Origin of the sequence: Saccharothrix obliqua, assembly GCF_019375475.1 — a bacterium.
Classification (GTDB): Bacteria; Actinomycetota; Actinomycetes; order Mycobacteriales; family Pseudonocardiaceae; genus Actinosynnema; species Actinosynnema obliqua.
Genome location: NZ_JAHXGQ010000003.1, coordinates 777,213 through 792,514 on the forward strand (window position 1 = coordinate 777,213; position 15,302 = coordinate 792,514).

12 protein-coding genes are annotated in these 15,302 nt (G+C 72.6%); 3 read left to right on the plus strand and 9 right to left on the minus strand.

Translation table 11 applies throughout. From position 1 onward, the window contains the following. Positions 1 to 2 precede the first annotated feature (2 nt). On the plus strand, positions 3 to 578 hold the full coding sequence (locus tag KZQ38_RS37050; RefSeq protein WP_308258370.1) for an amidase family protein: 576 nt from the start codon (positions 3 to 5) through the stop codon (positions 576 to 578). 247 nt (positions 579 to 825) lie between these two features. On the opposite strand, the gene KZQ38_RS13095 is transcribed toward KZQ38_RS37050, so the two are convergent. From KZQ38_RS13095 to KZQ38_RS13130, 8 genes are all read right to left on the minus strand, one after another. Then, on the minus strand, positions 826 to 3,498 hold the full coding sequence (locus KZQ38_RS13095; RefSeq protein ID WP_219441595.1) for an alpha/beta hydrolase family protein: 2,673 nt from the start codon (positions 3,496 to 3,498) through the stop codon (positions 826 to 828). A gap of 180 nt (positions 3,499 to 3,678) precedes the next feature. Beyond that, the gene (locus KZQ38_RS13100; RefSeq protein ID WP_308258371.1) at positions 3,679 to 4,581 is read right to left on the minus strand and encodes a DMT family transporter; all 903 of its coding nucleotides are present in this window, start codon (positions 4,579 to 4,581) and stop codon (positions 3,679 to 3,681) included. Next, on the minus strand, positions 4,578 to 6,047 hold the full coding sequence (locus tag KZQ38_RS13105; protein WP_219441597.1) for an AMP-binding protein: 1,470 nt from the start codon (positions 6,045 to 6,047) through the stop codon (positions 4,578 to 4,580). The genes KZQ38_RS13100 and KZQ38_RS13105 overlap by 4 nt, the downstream gene beginning before the upstream one ends. Continuing rightward, positions 6,044 to 7,054, minus strand: coding sequence for an FkbO/Hyg5 family chorismatase (locus KZQ38_RS13110; RefSeq protein ID WP_219441599.1), 1,011 nt, complete (start codon positions 7,052 to 7,054; stop codon positions 6,044 to 6,046). Before KZQ38_RS13110 ends, KZQ38_RS13105 begins: the two co-directional genes overlap by 4 nt. Positions 7,055 to 7,413: 359 nt before the next feature. Next, positions 7,414 to 8,022, minus strand: coding sequence for a response regulator (locus KZQ38_RS13115; protein WP_219441601.1), 609 nt, complete (start codon positions 8,020 to 8,022; stop codon positions 7,414 to 7,416). Between the two features lie 10 nt (positions 8,023 to 8,032). Next, on the minus strand, positions 8,033 to 9,133 hold the full coding sequence (locus KZQ38_RS13120; protein WP_219441603.1) for a sensor histidine kinase: 1,101 nt from the start codon (positions 9,131 to 9,133) through the stop codon (positions 8,033 to 8,035). 33 nt (positions 9,134 to 9,166) lie between these two features. Next, positions 9,167 to 10,363, minus strand: a complete 1,197-nt coding sequence (locus tag KZQ38_RS13125; protein WP_219441605.1) for a hypothetical protein — start codon at positions 10,361 to 10,363, stop codon at positions 9,167 to 9,169. 96 nt (positions 10,364 to 10,459) lie between these two features. Then, positions 10,460 to 11,044, minus strand: a complete 585-nt coding sequence (locus KZQ38_RS13130; protein WP_219441607.1) for a hypothetical protein — start codon at positions 11,042 to 11,044, stop codon at positions 10,460 to 10,462. Positions 11,045 to 11,467: 423 nt separating this feature from the next. Between KZQ38_RS13130 and KZQ38_RS13135 the strand changes: the two genes are divergently transcribed. Then, positions 11,468 to 12,058 (plus strand): TasA family protein, encoded by a 591-nt coding sequence (locus KZQ38_RS13135; protein ID WP_219441609.1) that lies wholly within the window; start codon positions 11,468 to 11,470, stop codon positions 12,056 to 12,058. Positions 12,059 to 12,120: 62 nt separating this feature from the next. Then, the gene (locus KZQ38_RS13140) at positions 12,121 to 13,209 is read left to right on the plus strand and encodes a signal peptidase I (protein WP_219441612.1); all 1,089 of its coding nucleotides are present in this window, start codon (positions 12,121 to 12,123) and stop codon (positions 13,207 to 13,209) included. 51 nt (positions 13,210 to 13,260) lie between these two features. Here KZQ38_RS13140 and KZQ38_RS13145 read toward each other — a convergent pair whose 3' ends face one another. Further along, on the minus strand, positions 13,261 to 15,018 hold the full coding sequence (locus tag KZQ38_RS13145; RefSeq protein ID WP_219441614.1) for a fibronectin type III domain-containing protein: 1,758 nt from the start codon (positions 15,016 to 15,018) through the stop codon (positions 13,261 to 13,263). Between the last annotated feature and the right edge of the window lie 284 nt (positions 15,019 to 15,302).

Genomic DNA, 15,302 nt, shown 5'->3' on the forward strand with positions numbered 1-15,302 from the left:
ACGTGCCGGCACCCCTGGCAGGCCCTCCGGTCCCGGCGCCGCCGCGGGTCCGGGTCGTCACCGATCCCGGCGGCCCGGTCGACCCGGCGGTGGCCGCCGCGCTGCGCCGGGCGGCGGGCCTGCTCGCCGAGGCCGGCTACCCGGTCGAGGAAGGCAGGCCCCCGGCGCTGGAGCGGGCGGGCGAGATCCACCACCGCATCATGGCCACCTGGGCCGCGGCCGCGGGCGGCCCGGCGTTCGACCCCATGATGGAACGTGCTGCCATCGCGCGGAAATGGCACACCTGGATGAGCGAGGCACCGCTGGTCCTCGCGCCCGTCGCCACCCGGCCGGCCTTCGGGACCGGGGCCGACCTCGACCCGGCGTGGCAGGCGGGCCGGCCGGGCGCCATCCGCACCAGCCTGGCCGCCAACCTGCTCGGCCTGCCCGCGGTCACCGTCCCCGTCGGCGTCCGGGACGGGTTGCCGCAGGCGGTCCAGGTCATCGGTCCGCGGTTCCGGGAAGACCGCTGCCTCGATGCCGCGGCGGCGATCGAGGCGGGCACCGAACCGCTCACACCCGTCGACCCGCGAACCTGAACCACGGGGTGGGGCCCACCCCACCGGCGATCGGGCTGCCTACAGGATCGCGGTCGCCACGCATCGTCCCTACGTTGGCTGTCACGGGCGGCTGCCCGGTCGGCCCGAACGGCGAAGGGATCAACACGATGCGATTCAAGGTTCTCGGCGGGTGCGTCGCGGTGCTCATCGGTGCGCTCCTGGCCGGAGCGGTGCGGCGTCGGCGGGCGGCTGAGCCCCAGCCGTTGCGCCTTGTGTCCTGACACCGTCACCCGCGGGGGTCGGTGACCGTGCCGCTCACGGTGATCCGCTGACCTCCCGTCGGCCAGGCCGCGAAGTCGAACCGCACGTGCTCGGCCGGCTCCACCTCGGCGTCGGCGACGGTGGGCACCCGGATCGGCGCGCTCACCCCGCCCGCCGGCAGGAACACCAACGGCTGCAACGCGGTCGTGGACAGCGGCCGGGAGGGTTGCGGGTCCTGGCCGCTCAACGCCTGGAACCAGTCGGCGTTGACATCCGTGCTGGACAGCTCCGGGCCACCGGGCGCGACCGGCACGCCGAGCCAGAGCAGGTCGCCCTCGACCGGTTCGGACAACGTCACCTGCCAGCTCAGCGGGTTGCCCTCGGTGACGTGGTCGGCGACCGGGGTCACGGTGATGGTGGGCTCCGGGTCGTCGTCGAGGATGTCGAGCCCGCCCAGGTAGCGACCGGCGACGGCACCCCGGACGCCCTTGGCCAGCAGCACCCGCTGCGAACCCGGGCTCCAGCGGGTGTTCCCCGTGACGTCCATGGGGATCTCGACGGTGTGCTGCCCCGACGGGAGGGTGACGAGTCGCTGAGTGAACGTGCGGCCCGCGTCGTCGTGGACGAACAACCGCACCGAGGCCGGTCCGGCGGAGACCGTGACCGGCACCCGCGCGGTCCGCGTGCCGGAATCGCCTTCCGGCACGGTGAGCAGGCCGACGTCGACCCGTGCGGGCGGTGTGGTCGGCCGGGCGTTCGGCAGTCCGGGTGCGCGGCCGTGTGCGTCGATGAGCCAGGCTTGTCCGGTGCCGCCGCTGGTGTTGATCTCCAGTGCGGTGACGTGGCGCAGGTCGATGCCGTGCTTGGGCAGGGGTACGCGGACTTCCTGCGCCCAGCGGGCCGACATCTGTTCTGTGGCGGGCAGTCCGTCGAGCGTGGCGGTGCCGAGCGGTGCGCGTCGTCCGGCGGCGTCGGTGATGGCGATCTCGAACCGGTTCCCGGTGGAGTTCGGGGGAACGATCAAACGCAGGGCGAGGTCCTTCGCCTTGGTGAGGGACACCGTCCCGCCGGGCCGCACCACCGCCGTCCCGCCGGCGGACCAGTCCAGCGCGACGGCCTTCCGGCCCGCTTCCTCCGCGGTCCCGGAGAACCGGACGAAGTGCGGCGACCCCCACCACTCCGCCGGATCGGTGCACGAGGTGGCGGCGTCGGGTGTGACCTGGTCGCACATCCGTGCGGTGCCGGTGGCTTCGGTGTTGTCGTCGGGGGTGACGAGGGGTGTGCGTGCGCCGCCGAGGGCGTGGCTGAGCACGCGGGCGGGGTCGGCGGAGGGTGCGCGGACGCCGGTGCCGTCGAGCAGTGGCAGGACCTTCTGGTCGCCGGTGACGAAAAGCCTTGCCGCGGCGGCGATGTAGGTGGCGGCGGCGGTCTGCTGCTGTGCGGGGGTGAGCCGGTGCGGTGTGCCGGGTGAGCAGACGGCGTCGGCGAAGGCGAAGTCGTCGAACGCCGGGGCCTCCGCCTGACCCGGTGTCCACTCGGTGTTGAAGTAGTTGTGGTTCGCGCCGACGAAGTAGAGCGCGCTGTGCAGTGCCGTGCCCTGGCTGACACCGCGGGTCCCGTCCAGGTACACCTGGCCCTGGAGGTCGCTCACATCGCCGTCGCAGCCGGGGAGGATGGTTGCCGACGGCACGTCCGGAGCGGGGTTCTGCCCGAGCGCCGTGGGACCGATCAGGAGGTCGCCCTTGATCTGCCAACGCACCGGTCCGTCGTAACCGCTGCCCGGCGGTGGGGGAGTGGTGCTGTCGATGGCGGCCCGGTTGACGCCCTCGCCGCCACGCGAGTGCCCGACCAGGAACACCTTCGACAGGTCCGCGACCGGTGACGCGCGCACGACCTCCGGCGCGGACGCACGGCCCGAGCCCGCCCAACCGGCCCACTTCGCCAGGTGCGAGCGCACCAGCGCCGACCGCGCACCCGCACCCGAATCACGGTCCAACGCGTCCTGCGCGTTGACGCCGTTGGCGGAGATGGACACCGTCACGTAACCCTGGGACGCCAACAGCTCCTGCGCCTGGAGGTACCCCCGGTAGCTGGGTACCGCCTCCGCCCCGGCGGAGCACGGCCACTCCAACAGGATCCGCCCCGGTTGGGCGGGGTCGTAGCACGTGAAGTGCCTGCCGTGCAGGAACAACGCCAACGGCCGCCGACCGGGGGCGTCCTTCGGCGCGACGACCACGGCCCGCATCTCGATCGGCGTCGCGTAACCCGGAACCTCGACGGGGTCCAACGCGTACTCGCCACCGCGGGTCCGGAACGGACCGGGCCGACCGGGGTCCACCGCGCCGACCGGCAGCGGCGCGGCCACCGGCGGAGGCGCGACGAGCGGGCGCGCGGGCGGTTCCACGACGTCCAACCGCCTGCCCGAACTGCGCACCTGGAGCCCGTCGACGCCGCGGATCCCGACGCGGTCCAGGGTGTACGTGCGCAGGTCGGGTGAGGGGCGGGGCACGCCGAGCCGCCGGTCCCCGTCCCAGAACTCGACCGCCGCGCCACCCGGTGGGACCGGCTCGGCGGCCGTCCACGTCAACCGGGTGCCGGTGACGGTCCAACCGGGCGGCGGAGCCGTCACGGGCTCCGCCGCCGCGGGTGTGACCGATGTGGCCAGCAGCAGCGCGGGCAGCAGCAGGACCGGGCGCATGAGCATTCCCCCTGGTGATCGCCGGTGTCCGGGGTAGTCCTAACCCGCCGGACACCGGCGGCACAAGAGATCAGGGGCAATTGCCGCCCGCCGCCGCGCGATCCACGTGGACCGCCGGCCACCTGCCGGGTGGTGTCGGCGGCCACGGGCGGCCCACCGCTCGCGTGACCACGGGTGACCTCACCCGGCGGGTTTGGGTTTCATGCGGGACACGGCGACGCCCACCAGGCACAGCGCGCCACCGGCCAGGGTCAGGGCGCTCGGCACCTCGTCGAGCAGCGCCCAGGACAGCAGCACGACGATCGCGGGCACGGCGTACGTGGTCGCGCCCAGCTTCCCGGTCGTCGTGTGGGACAGGGCGTACGCCCACGTGTAGAACGCCAGCGCCGTCGGCAGCAAACCGAGGTACACCACGGAAAGCGTGGCGCTCAGCGGCGCGGTGGCCAGGTCGGACACCAGCTGGCCGGAGAACGGCAGGCACGCCACCGCGCCGATCGCGCAGCCGAACGTGGTCGCCTGCAACGCCGACGCGTGCCCGAGCGCCGGCTTCTGGAGCACGACGCCCACGGCGTACCCGGCGGCGGCGAGCAGGCACAGCAGCACGCCCTGCGTCGTGGTGGTGCCGCCGTCGCCGGACAACCCCACCACCGCCGCGCCGGCGAACGCGACCGCCAGACCGATCACCAGCCGCGCGGGCAGGCCCTCCTTGAGGACCCGCCCGGCCAGCAGCGCCGCCAGGATCGGCCCGATGCCGACCACCAGCGCGGCGGTGCCCGCGTCGGCGTGCCGCTCGCCCCAGTTCAACGCCACCATGTAGAGGGCGAACCAGAACACGCCGGAGCCGACGATCCCCGGCCACGCCGCGCGTGGCGGCAGGCCGACGCGCCGCACCGCCACCACCGCGCCCAGCGCCGCCGCACCCACGAGCAGCCGACCCAGGGCCAGCGCACCCGGCTCGAAGTGGGCCCCGGCGTACCGGATGCCGACGAACGCCGACGCCCACAGCACCACCGTCACGGTGGCCGCGGCGGCGGCTTTGACCCTCACCCCGCTGTTGTCCACGTCGGCGCGCGCCACGATCACGCCCCCGCCATCGCGCGGACTTCACGACGGCGCAGCTTGCCGGTCGGTGTGCGGGGTAGTCGTTCGACGAACACGATGTCCTCCGGGACCTTGTACCAGGTGAGTGTTTCGCGGGCGGTGGCGAGCAGCTCCGCGCGCACCCGCTCCGCCGACGCATGTCCGTTCTTCAGCGCTACGAATGCCCGCAACGTGGTGACGCCCGTCGACCTCCTGGCCGAGCACACGCCCGCCTCCTGCACGTCCGGGTGCCGCATCAGCAGGTCCTCGATCTCCGTCGGGTGGACGTTCTGCCCGCCGACGATCTCGATGTCGTCCAGCCTGCCGTGCAGGCGCACGTAACCGTCACCGTCGACGGTCGCGGCGTCCCCGGTGGCGTACCAGGACCCGGCGGCCCGTGCCGGTGGATCGCCGCCACGCCGCACGCCGGGGCTGATCGTCGGACCGGCGACCTCCAGCGCACCCTCCACACCGGACGGGACCTCGTGCCCCCGCTCGTCCACGACGCGCATCCGGTACGGCGGCAGGATCCGACCGATGGTGCCCGCGCGGTTGTGCCCGGTGGTGTTGGCGATCAACGCGTGGCCGATCTCGGTGGTGCCGAAGATGTTGAGCAGCCGATCGCCCAGCACGGCCCGGATGCGCGTCGCCAGGACGTCCGGCAGCACCTCGCCCGCGACCAGCGCCAGCCGCAGCCCGGCCAGCACGCCGTGGTCGGGGTGGCCGAGCAGGCGGGCGTAGAAGCTGGGCTGCCCGTAGAACACCGTCACGCCGTGGCGCGCGATGAGTCGCAGCACGTCGTCCTCGGTCGCACGCGCCCGGGACAGCACCGTAGCGCCGCCGCGGTGCAGTGGGAACAGCAGCGAGTTCCCCAGCCCGTAAGAGAAGTACATCCGGGACACAGACAGGGTGACGTCGTCCGGCGTGATGCCGACGACCGAGCCGATCGCCTGCTCGTACACACCCGGGTCGCCATGGGTGTGGAAGCACAGCTTCGGGTCTCCCGTGGTGCCGGAGGTGAACACGGCGTACGCCGGGGTTTCGGTGTCGACCTCGGCGTACGGCGGCGGGACGGCGTCGACCCGCAACTCCCCGGGCGTGATGACGCCGTCCGGGAACACATCGGCCAGGTCCGGTTCGGCGACCACCGCACGGGGTTCGGCGATCCCGGCGGCACGCGCGACCTCGTCGCGGTGCATGGTCGAGTTCACCGGGGTCGCCACCGCCCCGATCCGGGCCGCGCCCAGGAACGCCCACACGGCGTCGATCCCGTCGGGCAGCGGCAGCAGCACGCGGTCACCCGCGACCACGCCACGCGCGGCGAACGCGGCGGCGGCCCGCCCGGCGCCCGCGTAGACGTCGGCGAACGTGTACGCCTCGTCGCCGTCGAAGTACGCGGGCCGGTCCAGCCAACCGTTCCGCCCGGCCAGGTGCTCCAGGTGCGCGACGAGGTTGAACCGCGGTGTCACCGGCAGATCCCCTCGATCTCCACCAGCAGGTCCCGGCGGCACACGTCGACGTTGAGGTACACCACGCGGGCGTGCTCGCCGAACGCCTGCTCGCACCGGGCACGCACCAGTGGCAGGTCCTCGGCGTCGCGGACGTAGACCTTCACCAGGTCCAGGTCGGTGAGCCGGTAACCCGCGTCGATGCCGTGGCGGCGCAGGTTCTCCGCGCTCACCAGGGACTCGATGTTGGCCAGCGTCACGTCGCACTGGCCCGAGATGTCGTCGTGCCGCACGGTTTCGTCGCCGATGATGCTGGCCGTGCCGGACACGTACAGGACGTGGTCGCGGCGCAGGTAGGTGCCGCGCGCGAAGCTGGGCGACTTGGGCCCGTACTGGTCGGGGTACTCGTAGGCCGGGGTCTGGTTGGGGTTCTCCAGGTGCACCGGGTCGGCGTCGGCGCGGCCCGCGAGGAAGTACAGGTTCACGCCGGGCGCGCGGGTGCCGATGCCGGTGGCGGCCGGGATTCGCCCGATGCGCGCCGACCACGCGTCGAACGCCTCGGCCCGGCCCACGCAGAAGTCCCGGTAGACCTCCATGCCCTCGGCGTTGTCGTCGACGATCCCGCCGACGAGGTTCCACATCCGCAGGAGTTCCGGGTAGCCCAGCCCGGTGATCAGCTCGAAGGCGGCGTCGTAGGTCTCGCGGATCACGTCCCGGTACACGCCCCGCCGGTCGACGCGCACCGCGCAGAACAGGTGCTCGCCGTCCTCGGCGTAGACCAGGGGACCCGCGGCGCCCGACCGCACGTCCCGGTCCGTGGACCACACCTCGGTGAACGGCTCGTCCCCCGGCGCGACCATCGGCACGCCGAAGGTCGGCACGCCGTCGTGCAGCCGAGGGTGCTCGGCGACGTGCTGGTAGTGCACCCGACCGAGCACCCGGCGGTCGCCGGAATGCCCGCCGAGTGGTTCGAGCGATGATTCGACGCCCCGCCGCGCCTGGTCCGGGGCGAAACTGCTGACCGTCACTGTCGCTCCGTTTCCGCCCGCGTCGGAACGGGTGCGCGGATTGCGCGGACCCGCCTGCGCGGGAATGCCTGCCGGTGTGCAGAGGAGGTGAAAGGGAGGGGGTCGACCAGCTTCACCGCCGGTCGGCACGTGCTCAGGGCGCGGCGGACAGCTCGAACGACATTCGATCCCCCAAGCAATCGGTCATCGGTCGACCCGCTCTCGTGCCGAACGGGTCGGGTCGACCCTGGCGATTCCCGAGGTTCTTTGTCAAGGCCGGACCCCGGTGTTCCGACGGGTAAGCGGAGTTGCGCCCGCACCTGGTCCGAACGGCGGCTCAAGGCGGAATGTCCGTCCGCGACGGAATGAATTGCCGGTGGTCAGCCGCCCCGGGCGATGCGGATCAATTGGGAACGGCGGCGCGCGCGCAGCTTGTCCCGGATGTTCTCCAGGTGCCGGTTCACGGTGCGCACGGCGATGCCGAGTTCGTCGGCGATCTCGCGGTTGCCGTAACCCTTCGCCACGCAGTGCAGGACTTCCCGCTCACGCCCGGTCAGCGGCCGGGCCTCGTGCCGCAGTTCGCCGATCAGGTGGGCGGCCAGCTCGGCGGGCAGCACCGGTCCGGTGCGCACGGTCCGCACCGCCCGCGCCAGCTCGTCCGACGTCGCCGCCTTGCTGACGTACCCGTGCGCACCGGCGCGGATCGCGGCCACCACGTCCTCCGGGTCCGCCTGGGACAGCACGAGGACGCGCACCGCGGGCAGGTGCCGCCGCAGGTGCCGGATCACGTCCTCGCCGCACTCCCGGCCGCCGAGGCGCAGGTCCACCACGGCCACCTCGGGCCGTGCCCGGTCGGCCGCCGAGCACGCCGAGCGCACGTCCACCGCCTCGGCCACGACGACCGCCCGGCCGTCGCGCTCCAGCGCCGCCCGGACACCGTCCCTGGTCACCGGGTGGTCCTCCACCACCAGCACCCGCACCGGATCCACCGCGCCCCCCTCACCTCACCGGCACCCGGAGTTCCACCTCCGTGCCGTGCCCGGGGCGGCTGCGCACGCGCGTCCGCCCGCCCAAGCGGTCCACCCTCGCGTGGACCGACAACCGCAGACCCAACCCGGCCGTGCCCCGGTCGGGCGCGAACCCGACGCCGTCGTCCCGGACGCTGACGACGACCTCCGCGCCGTCGTGCACGACGGTGAGCCAGGTGTGCCGCGCGCGGGCGTGCTTGACGACGTTGGTCAGCAACTCCTGCACGGCGGCGCACAACTCGTCCACCACGTCCCCCGGCAACCGCACCGGACCGCCGGCGACCAGCCGGACGGGCAGCTCGGTGCGCTGCTCGACCTGCGCCGCCAACCGGTCGCGCAAGGAGGCGCTGCCGCGTGGCGCGGGCGCGGGGTCGGCACGCGCCAACTCCCGCAGTGCCACCTCCTGCCGCGCGATGCCCTCCGCGACGGCGTCCAGCGCGGGCGAGTCGGACAGCTCGCCGATCCGCGCCCGCAGCCGTCCCAGGTGCTGGAGCACGTCGTCGTGGATGCGCGCGGCGAGCCGCTGCCGCTCGGCCATCCGCGCGGCGTCCTCGCCGCTGCGGGCGGCCCGCGCCCGCAGCACCTCGACCTGGCCGGCGGCGGCGCCCACCGCGCTGCCCAGCAGGACGTAGGACAGACCCCACCCGACCATGGTCAGCACCTGGAGGAAGGACACCTCCGCCAACGGGATCTCGTTGCTCGCGTAGGCGAGCGGCAGCACGCCGCCGAGCAGCGCGCCGGCACCCGCGCCGCCGGGCAGCCGGTAGGCGACGCCCCACGCGGCGACCGCCGCCGCCGGGTACGCGCCCATGAACGACGGGTGGTTGGCCAGCAACGCGTTCGGCGGGTGGACGTAACCGTTGACCAGCAACAGCGCCACCGCCACCGCGAGGTCGACGGCCAGCACCAGGCCCGTCCGGCGCACGGCCGCGAGCGTCAGCCAGGCCGTCCAGCACCCGGTGGCGAGCAGTGCCGCGCCGGCCTCGACCGGCCGCTGGATCTGCCCGCTCAGCAACGCCACCGACAACATCCAGCCGAACGCGAGCCAGCGCAGGGCGAGCACCAGCAGCATCGGCGCCGGGTGTCTCGGCCGCACCGCCGACGCCTACCCGACCCGGACCGCTACCCGGGCCGACGGCCAGGTGCACGCGGACCGCCGCAGGAACCGCTTGTGGCAGGCCGAGACCTCCACGAGGTAGGTGGTCGCGGGCCGCAGGCCGGCCAGGGTCAGGCCGTACCCGGCCGCTTCGCGACCGGTGATGAGCCACGGCTCGTCCTGCGGCCACCACGCGACGTTGAACGCGTCCGCCGACCCGTACCGCCAGCCCACCCGCACCCGGCCGCCCTCGGCGCGCGCCGAGGTGACGCACGGCCGGTCCAGCGGCGCGCACGGGGTGTCCAGGTCACGCGTGCCGGCGAACTTCTGTCCGATGTGGACCTCCGCGGCACCGCCCGTGGGCAGCACGACGGAACCGCCGCGGAAGTTCGCGTAGTGGAGCAGCCCGGTGTCCCCGCTGTCGGTCGGCTCGCCGAGCGGCCCACCCGGACCACCGCCGTCCACCCACGCCTGGAAGATCGGCGAGGGGAGCAGCAGGACACCCGCACCCGGTGCCACGTAGGCGATGTCGCCCAGCGGCCGGGTGGTGGGCTGCTCCGGCAACGCCCACGGCGTGTGGCGCACACCGGTCGGCCCGGTCCGGGAATCACCGGCCGGGCAGCCGGACCGGCCGCGGGCCCACCACTCGCGGACCGGCGCGTCGAGCGCGTACGAGGGGCAGTCGGGTCGCACCGCGCGGTCGTCGGCGTCCGCGACGACCAGCGCCACCGCCGCCGCGCCCGCCGCGACGAGGGCCGCGGTCGCGCGCACCGCCGACCCCGGCGTGCGCGGCCGGTGGCCGTCCCGGTCGCGGCACAGCCGCAGCACCGCCGCGGCGCCCCCCGACTGCCGGGTGGACCACCAGGCGGCGAGCGGCGAGCACGCGAGCGCCGTGCCGCCCGCCGCGACCGGCCCGTCGACGTCGGCCAGCACCACCGCCAGCGCCGCGAGGCACACGACGACCAGCGCCGCCGCGCCGACGTCCCGCACCACCCGCCACCACCGCGGCGCCCCGAGCTGCCGCCGCGCCCAGTCGACGGCGACCTCCCACACGTCCGGGTCGGGGAAGCGGACACCGCGGCGGGCCGTCCGCAGCACCACCCGCCGGGTCGAGAAACCGAGCTGCCACCACGCGATCCGGGCACCCAGCGCCTCCGCGAGCACCCGATTGCCGACTCCGCCACCAGAGGTCACCATCGACCGCACAGCGCCAAGTCTGAGCGTTCGCCGGGCGGACCGCACTCGCCCGGACGGACGCACGCCGCGCCCGGCCCGGGTGGGCCGGACGCGAGCGGCCGTCGGTTACGGCGCGACCCCGGTGAGGGCGACCATCCCGACGTTGATGCGGTCACTGGTGCTGCCGATGACCACCTTGAGCGCCAACGTCAACGTGCCGGTGGGGGTGAACGACGTCGACACCGTGTAGCAGACGGGGGAGGTGGAGTTGCGGTCCGCGGGGTCGTCGAGCCGGACCAGCGCCGAGTTGGGGAGGGTCATGTCGGTGATGCGGGTCTGGCTGATGTACGTCCGGCCGGGCACCGTACTGGTGACGGTGTAGCAGACCTCGATCAGGGTGATCGTCGTGTTGTCCGACGGGAGACCCAGGTTCAGCCACTGGAAGTCGCCCTCGGTGGACACGGTCGTCGGGGTCAGGGTGATCGCCGTGCTCGGGCAGCAGTACGGGGCCACGGTGAACTTGGCGGTCGCCGGTCCGGACGGGCCGTTCGCGGTCGCGCCGAGCGGTGAGTACCGCGTCTTCACCACGGCCGCCGGCGCCGGCCCCGCCGACTGGGCGACGGGTCCGGCCACGATCATGCTCGCGGCCACCAGCAGTACCGCCAGCACGCCGACACCGGCGAACAGCGGCGTGCGTCTCGAATTCGCCACGGGACACTCCTGTTCTGCGGGGTTATCCGATGTTCTGCGGGTCCTTCCGATCTCCTCCCCGGCTCCCGGCGAGCCGGCCGCCATCGTCAAACCCGGCGCGGCACCCGGCAAGAGCACCGGAACCCGTTGCACCCCAACGGATCAGCTTTCCGGGCGCGATTGCGCCGACCGTTCCGGAGGACTGCGCCGCCCACCGCAACACCACGTGGGTGCGCCTACCCACGCCGCGGCTCGGCGAACGGCGGTGTCGCACATGCGTGAAACCGCATGACGCGTGGTCGATGGCAAGGTCGATTGCGCCCGCAGGCAAGGAAGGTGTTAGCCGGCGCGCAATTCAGGCCGGTCGGAAGTCTTGCGCGGCTATACAGGGGGCGCTCGCCAAAAGTGGCGCACGCAATCGATCAGATATGTGAGAGGTTTCAGATGGGCAGGTTGCCACGCAGTAAATCCATCGTCCGCCACGGGGCCGCGCCTTTGGGACTCGTGTTGTCCGGGGCACTCGTGCTCGGCGCGTCGCACGCCGCCTTCACGGCCCAGACCTCCACCGGTGAGAACTCGTGGAGCACCGGCACCATCACCCTGACCAACGACCAGGACGGCGCGGCGGCCTTCCAGGTGCGGAACATGAAGCCCGGCGAGACCGGGACGAAGGACATCAAGGTCACCTACAGCGGTGAGGGCTACACCCCCGCGATCCGCTTGTTCGCCAAGGGCGGCTCCGGGGTGGGCGACAGCGCGCTGGCGAAGCAGATCCAGTTGACCATCAAACGCGGCAAGCCCGGATCGGGTGACAGCTTCGTCCAGGACGCGGATTCCTCCGCGACGTGGACCGGCTCGCTCGACACCTTCGGCGGGATCACTTCGCACGACGGAGGTGTTCTCGGCTACGACGGGGCGAACGGAGCGTCGACGATCTTCCGGATCGAATACGGCTTCAGCCCGACCGGCGATGCGAACGGGCTGATGGGCAAGTCCGCGCAGACGACGTTCACCTGGCAGGCCAAGGTCGGCTGACCGGCGTGGTCCGGTCGGACTCACGAGGAATCGAGGGCAGATCCATTCCCAAGTCGGACATCGTGGAGGAGTCGCACGGCGCGTGCGGCGCGATTGCCGGCGAACGACCGGACACCGACTCCTGGCCCGCCGTCCTGCGGCGGGCCGGGTGCCGCGCGGTGCTCGGTGTCGTGGCCGGCCTGGTGTTGTGGTCCGCGGCACCACTGGTGATCGGCTGGCACAGCCATGCGATCGTGTCCGGCTCCATGTCGCCGCACGTCGAACCGGGCGATGTGGTGGCCTCCTCGCCCTTGCGCGGCGAGGAGGCCACCGGCGGCCAGATCATCCTGTTCGACGAACCCGGGTCGGCGGACCGCGTGGTGTTGCACCGGGTGTGGTCGGTCAATCCGGACCGCACGCTGGTGACCAAGGGCGATGCCAACGCCGACCCGGACCCGGAGCCCGTTCCGGTCGATCGCGTGCGAGGTCTCGGGCGGCTGTTGGTCCCGTGGGCCGGCTACCCGTTGTTGTGGCTCAGGGAAGGGCGATGGGTTCCGGTTGTCGCCACGGCCGGCGCGTTGTCGCTCCTGACCGTCGGCGCGTTCGGCGCCGGACCGCGCACGACCCGCCGGGCGGTGGCCGCCGGCGTGGCCCTGGTGGTCGTGGTCGTGACAGCCGTTTCGACGGCCCGGTCCGGTTTCACCGCCACCACCGCGGCATCGGTGTCCTGGAACGTCACGATCTCCGGAATCGTGCGGAACGTTTTTTCGTACCGCTGCCTCATGGTGGTGCCCGATAGCCGCTACGGCACGTGGGTCTTCCAACACCACTGCGATCGCGCCTTGCCGGACCGGAACTGGGACTTCACGACGACCGAGCACGGGTACGTCCACCTGGTGAACCGGGCGACTGGAACCTGCCTCGCGTTCGACAGCGCCCGGAGCGCCGATGGCCAGCAGGTGAGCCAGTTCGCGTGCACGTCGGGATATGCGGACCAGGAGTGGCGTCCGGTACCGCACCCGTCCGGCCGCGGCCACTTCCTGGAGAACCGGCTGACCGGGCGCTGCTTGGCGACCGGCGAGACCGAGCACTGGGTCGGCACGAAGGTGTTCCAGCAGGATTGCGACCACCGGCACCCGTACCACCAGTTGTGGCGGGTCGAGCTGGCCTGATCGCCGAATGGGCGGGGGCGGTCGCGGCGCGCCGCGACCGCCCCCGCCACGTCACCGGGTGATGGACCAGGACTCCAGGACGCCCTCGCCTCCTCGGCTGCGGTCGAAGACCCGCAGCCTCCACGTTCCGCCCGGCTCGCGGACGTCGTCCGCGGTGAACGTCCGGGTGCCCGACCACCCGGTGCACTCGGCGTACCCGTCGTGCTCGTGCAGCGCATAGGTGTCGCCGCTGGGGCCGATCAACGTGATGTCGAGGTCCTCGACGCAGGGGTGGTGACCGGAGAGCGTCACGTCCGTCCTCCTCGCCGCCTCACGTCCTGCCGGGACCGGCAGGCTGCTCTCGAACGGCCGCCCGTCACGGATGTCCTTTTGGGTGTTGTCGAAGAACGTTCGAGCTTCGGGTCCGTTGGTGCGGACCTGAACGGCTGCGCCGGAGGTGGCGTTGCCGACGCCGTCTCGCGCGCGGACCGTGAAGCTGTACTCCGTGTCGGGGTTCAAGGCGGGTGCCGTCGTTGCCGTGCTCGACACGGTGCTGACGAGGGCGTCGCCGACGTAGACGTCGTAACCGGCGATCTCGTAGTCATCAGTGGACGCGTCCCAGGTCAGCGACACGCTGTCCTCAGTGGTGTTGGTGACACGCAGGTTCGCGGGTGCGCTGGGCGGTGTCGTGTCGTTGTCCGGTCCGGTGACCGGTGTGAGGTCCCATCGCGACAACCCCGCCTTGAGCGGGTGGAAGTTCGTCTGGTTCCACCTGCCAGAGCACTTGCCGAGCCCTCCGGAGAGGATGCCGAGCGCCTGGTCACCGGCGAGCACCGGCCCACCCGAGTCACCGGGTCCCGCGCACGCCGTCATGAAGACCTTGCCGTCGACCCGCCGTCCCCCTGGCAGGACGGAAGCGGTGTTCGTCCGCGTGACCTCACCGCACCGCCACTTGGACCGGTGACCGGCGAAGCAGACCGCCTGACCCACGAGCGGCTCGGTCACGCCGGCGACGGCGACGCGCGGGCCACCCCGCGTGTCCACCGACGAGGAGAGGTTCCAACCGGGTTCGGTGATGGAGACGACCCCGATGTCGCTGTGACCCGAGTGGTCCTGGAGCGGTCCGGTGTTCGTGGTGCCGGCGGGCTGCCACTTGCCACCGCTGTGGACGGTCGCCGGGAACTTCCTGTTCTCGTCCATGCAGTGCCCGGCGGTGATGAAGTGCTGCCCGCCCAAGGAGTCCTTGGCCGGGAAGCCGACCGTGCACCCCCCACGTCCCCACCACAGGCTGCCGGGCCGCACGACCTCGTTGAGCTGTGCGGACACGGCGCCGCTCGGTTCGGGAGCGGCGGCGAAGGTCGTGGGGGAGGAGTCGGTCTCGGTCACGGTGACACCGTCGACCTCGGGGAACGGTCGGTCGGTGCGCGAGCGGTCGATCGCGACCACCACGGTGTTCGACTTCGGGTCGACACTCCAATCGGTCACCCCGTCGAAGGCCAGGTCGCCGACCAGACGCATGAGCCGCTCCAGTTCCGCCTGATCCCGCCGCACGAGGACCGGCTCCGCTCCCAGCGCGCGCACCTGTTCCGCTGTACCCGGGTTCGTCACGGCCACCCGCAGCCCGTCCTCGAACCACGTCCCGGCCACGCCCTCCGACGGCAACGCCGCGGCGATCCGCTGGGCGTCGGATTGCCTGGTCAGCCGTTCACCGGCTCGGGCCCGGTCCACGCCGAGGCTTTCCCCCAGCGTGTCGAGCATCGAGGAGTCCGGTGCGTTGAACTCGACCGGTGGGTTATCCGTCGATTCGGCGAACAATGGCCGGGTGCGCATGAATTCAGTGTCGATGACCGATGGTTGGACGTGCATGAATGCAGCGCTCAAGCCGAGTGCGAGCACAGGTGCCGACAAGAGTGTTCTCGTAAATCGCATGGCACAGATGAAACCCTTTCCGGGGTGCCCGGAATAGTCGCGGAGGCCGGGTGCGGTGTGGTTCGGAGGGTGCGCCGACCCCGAGCCCTGGGCAGCCGCTACGCCCGGGAACCGCCTGTCCGGCGTCCGGTGCGTGGTCGCCGCGCGCGGCATCGGTTCGGGGGTCGATGCGCAGGTCGGAGGCC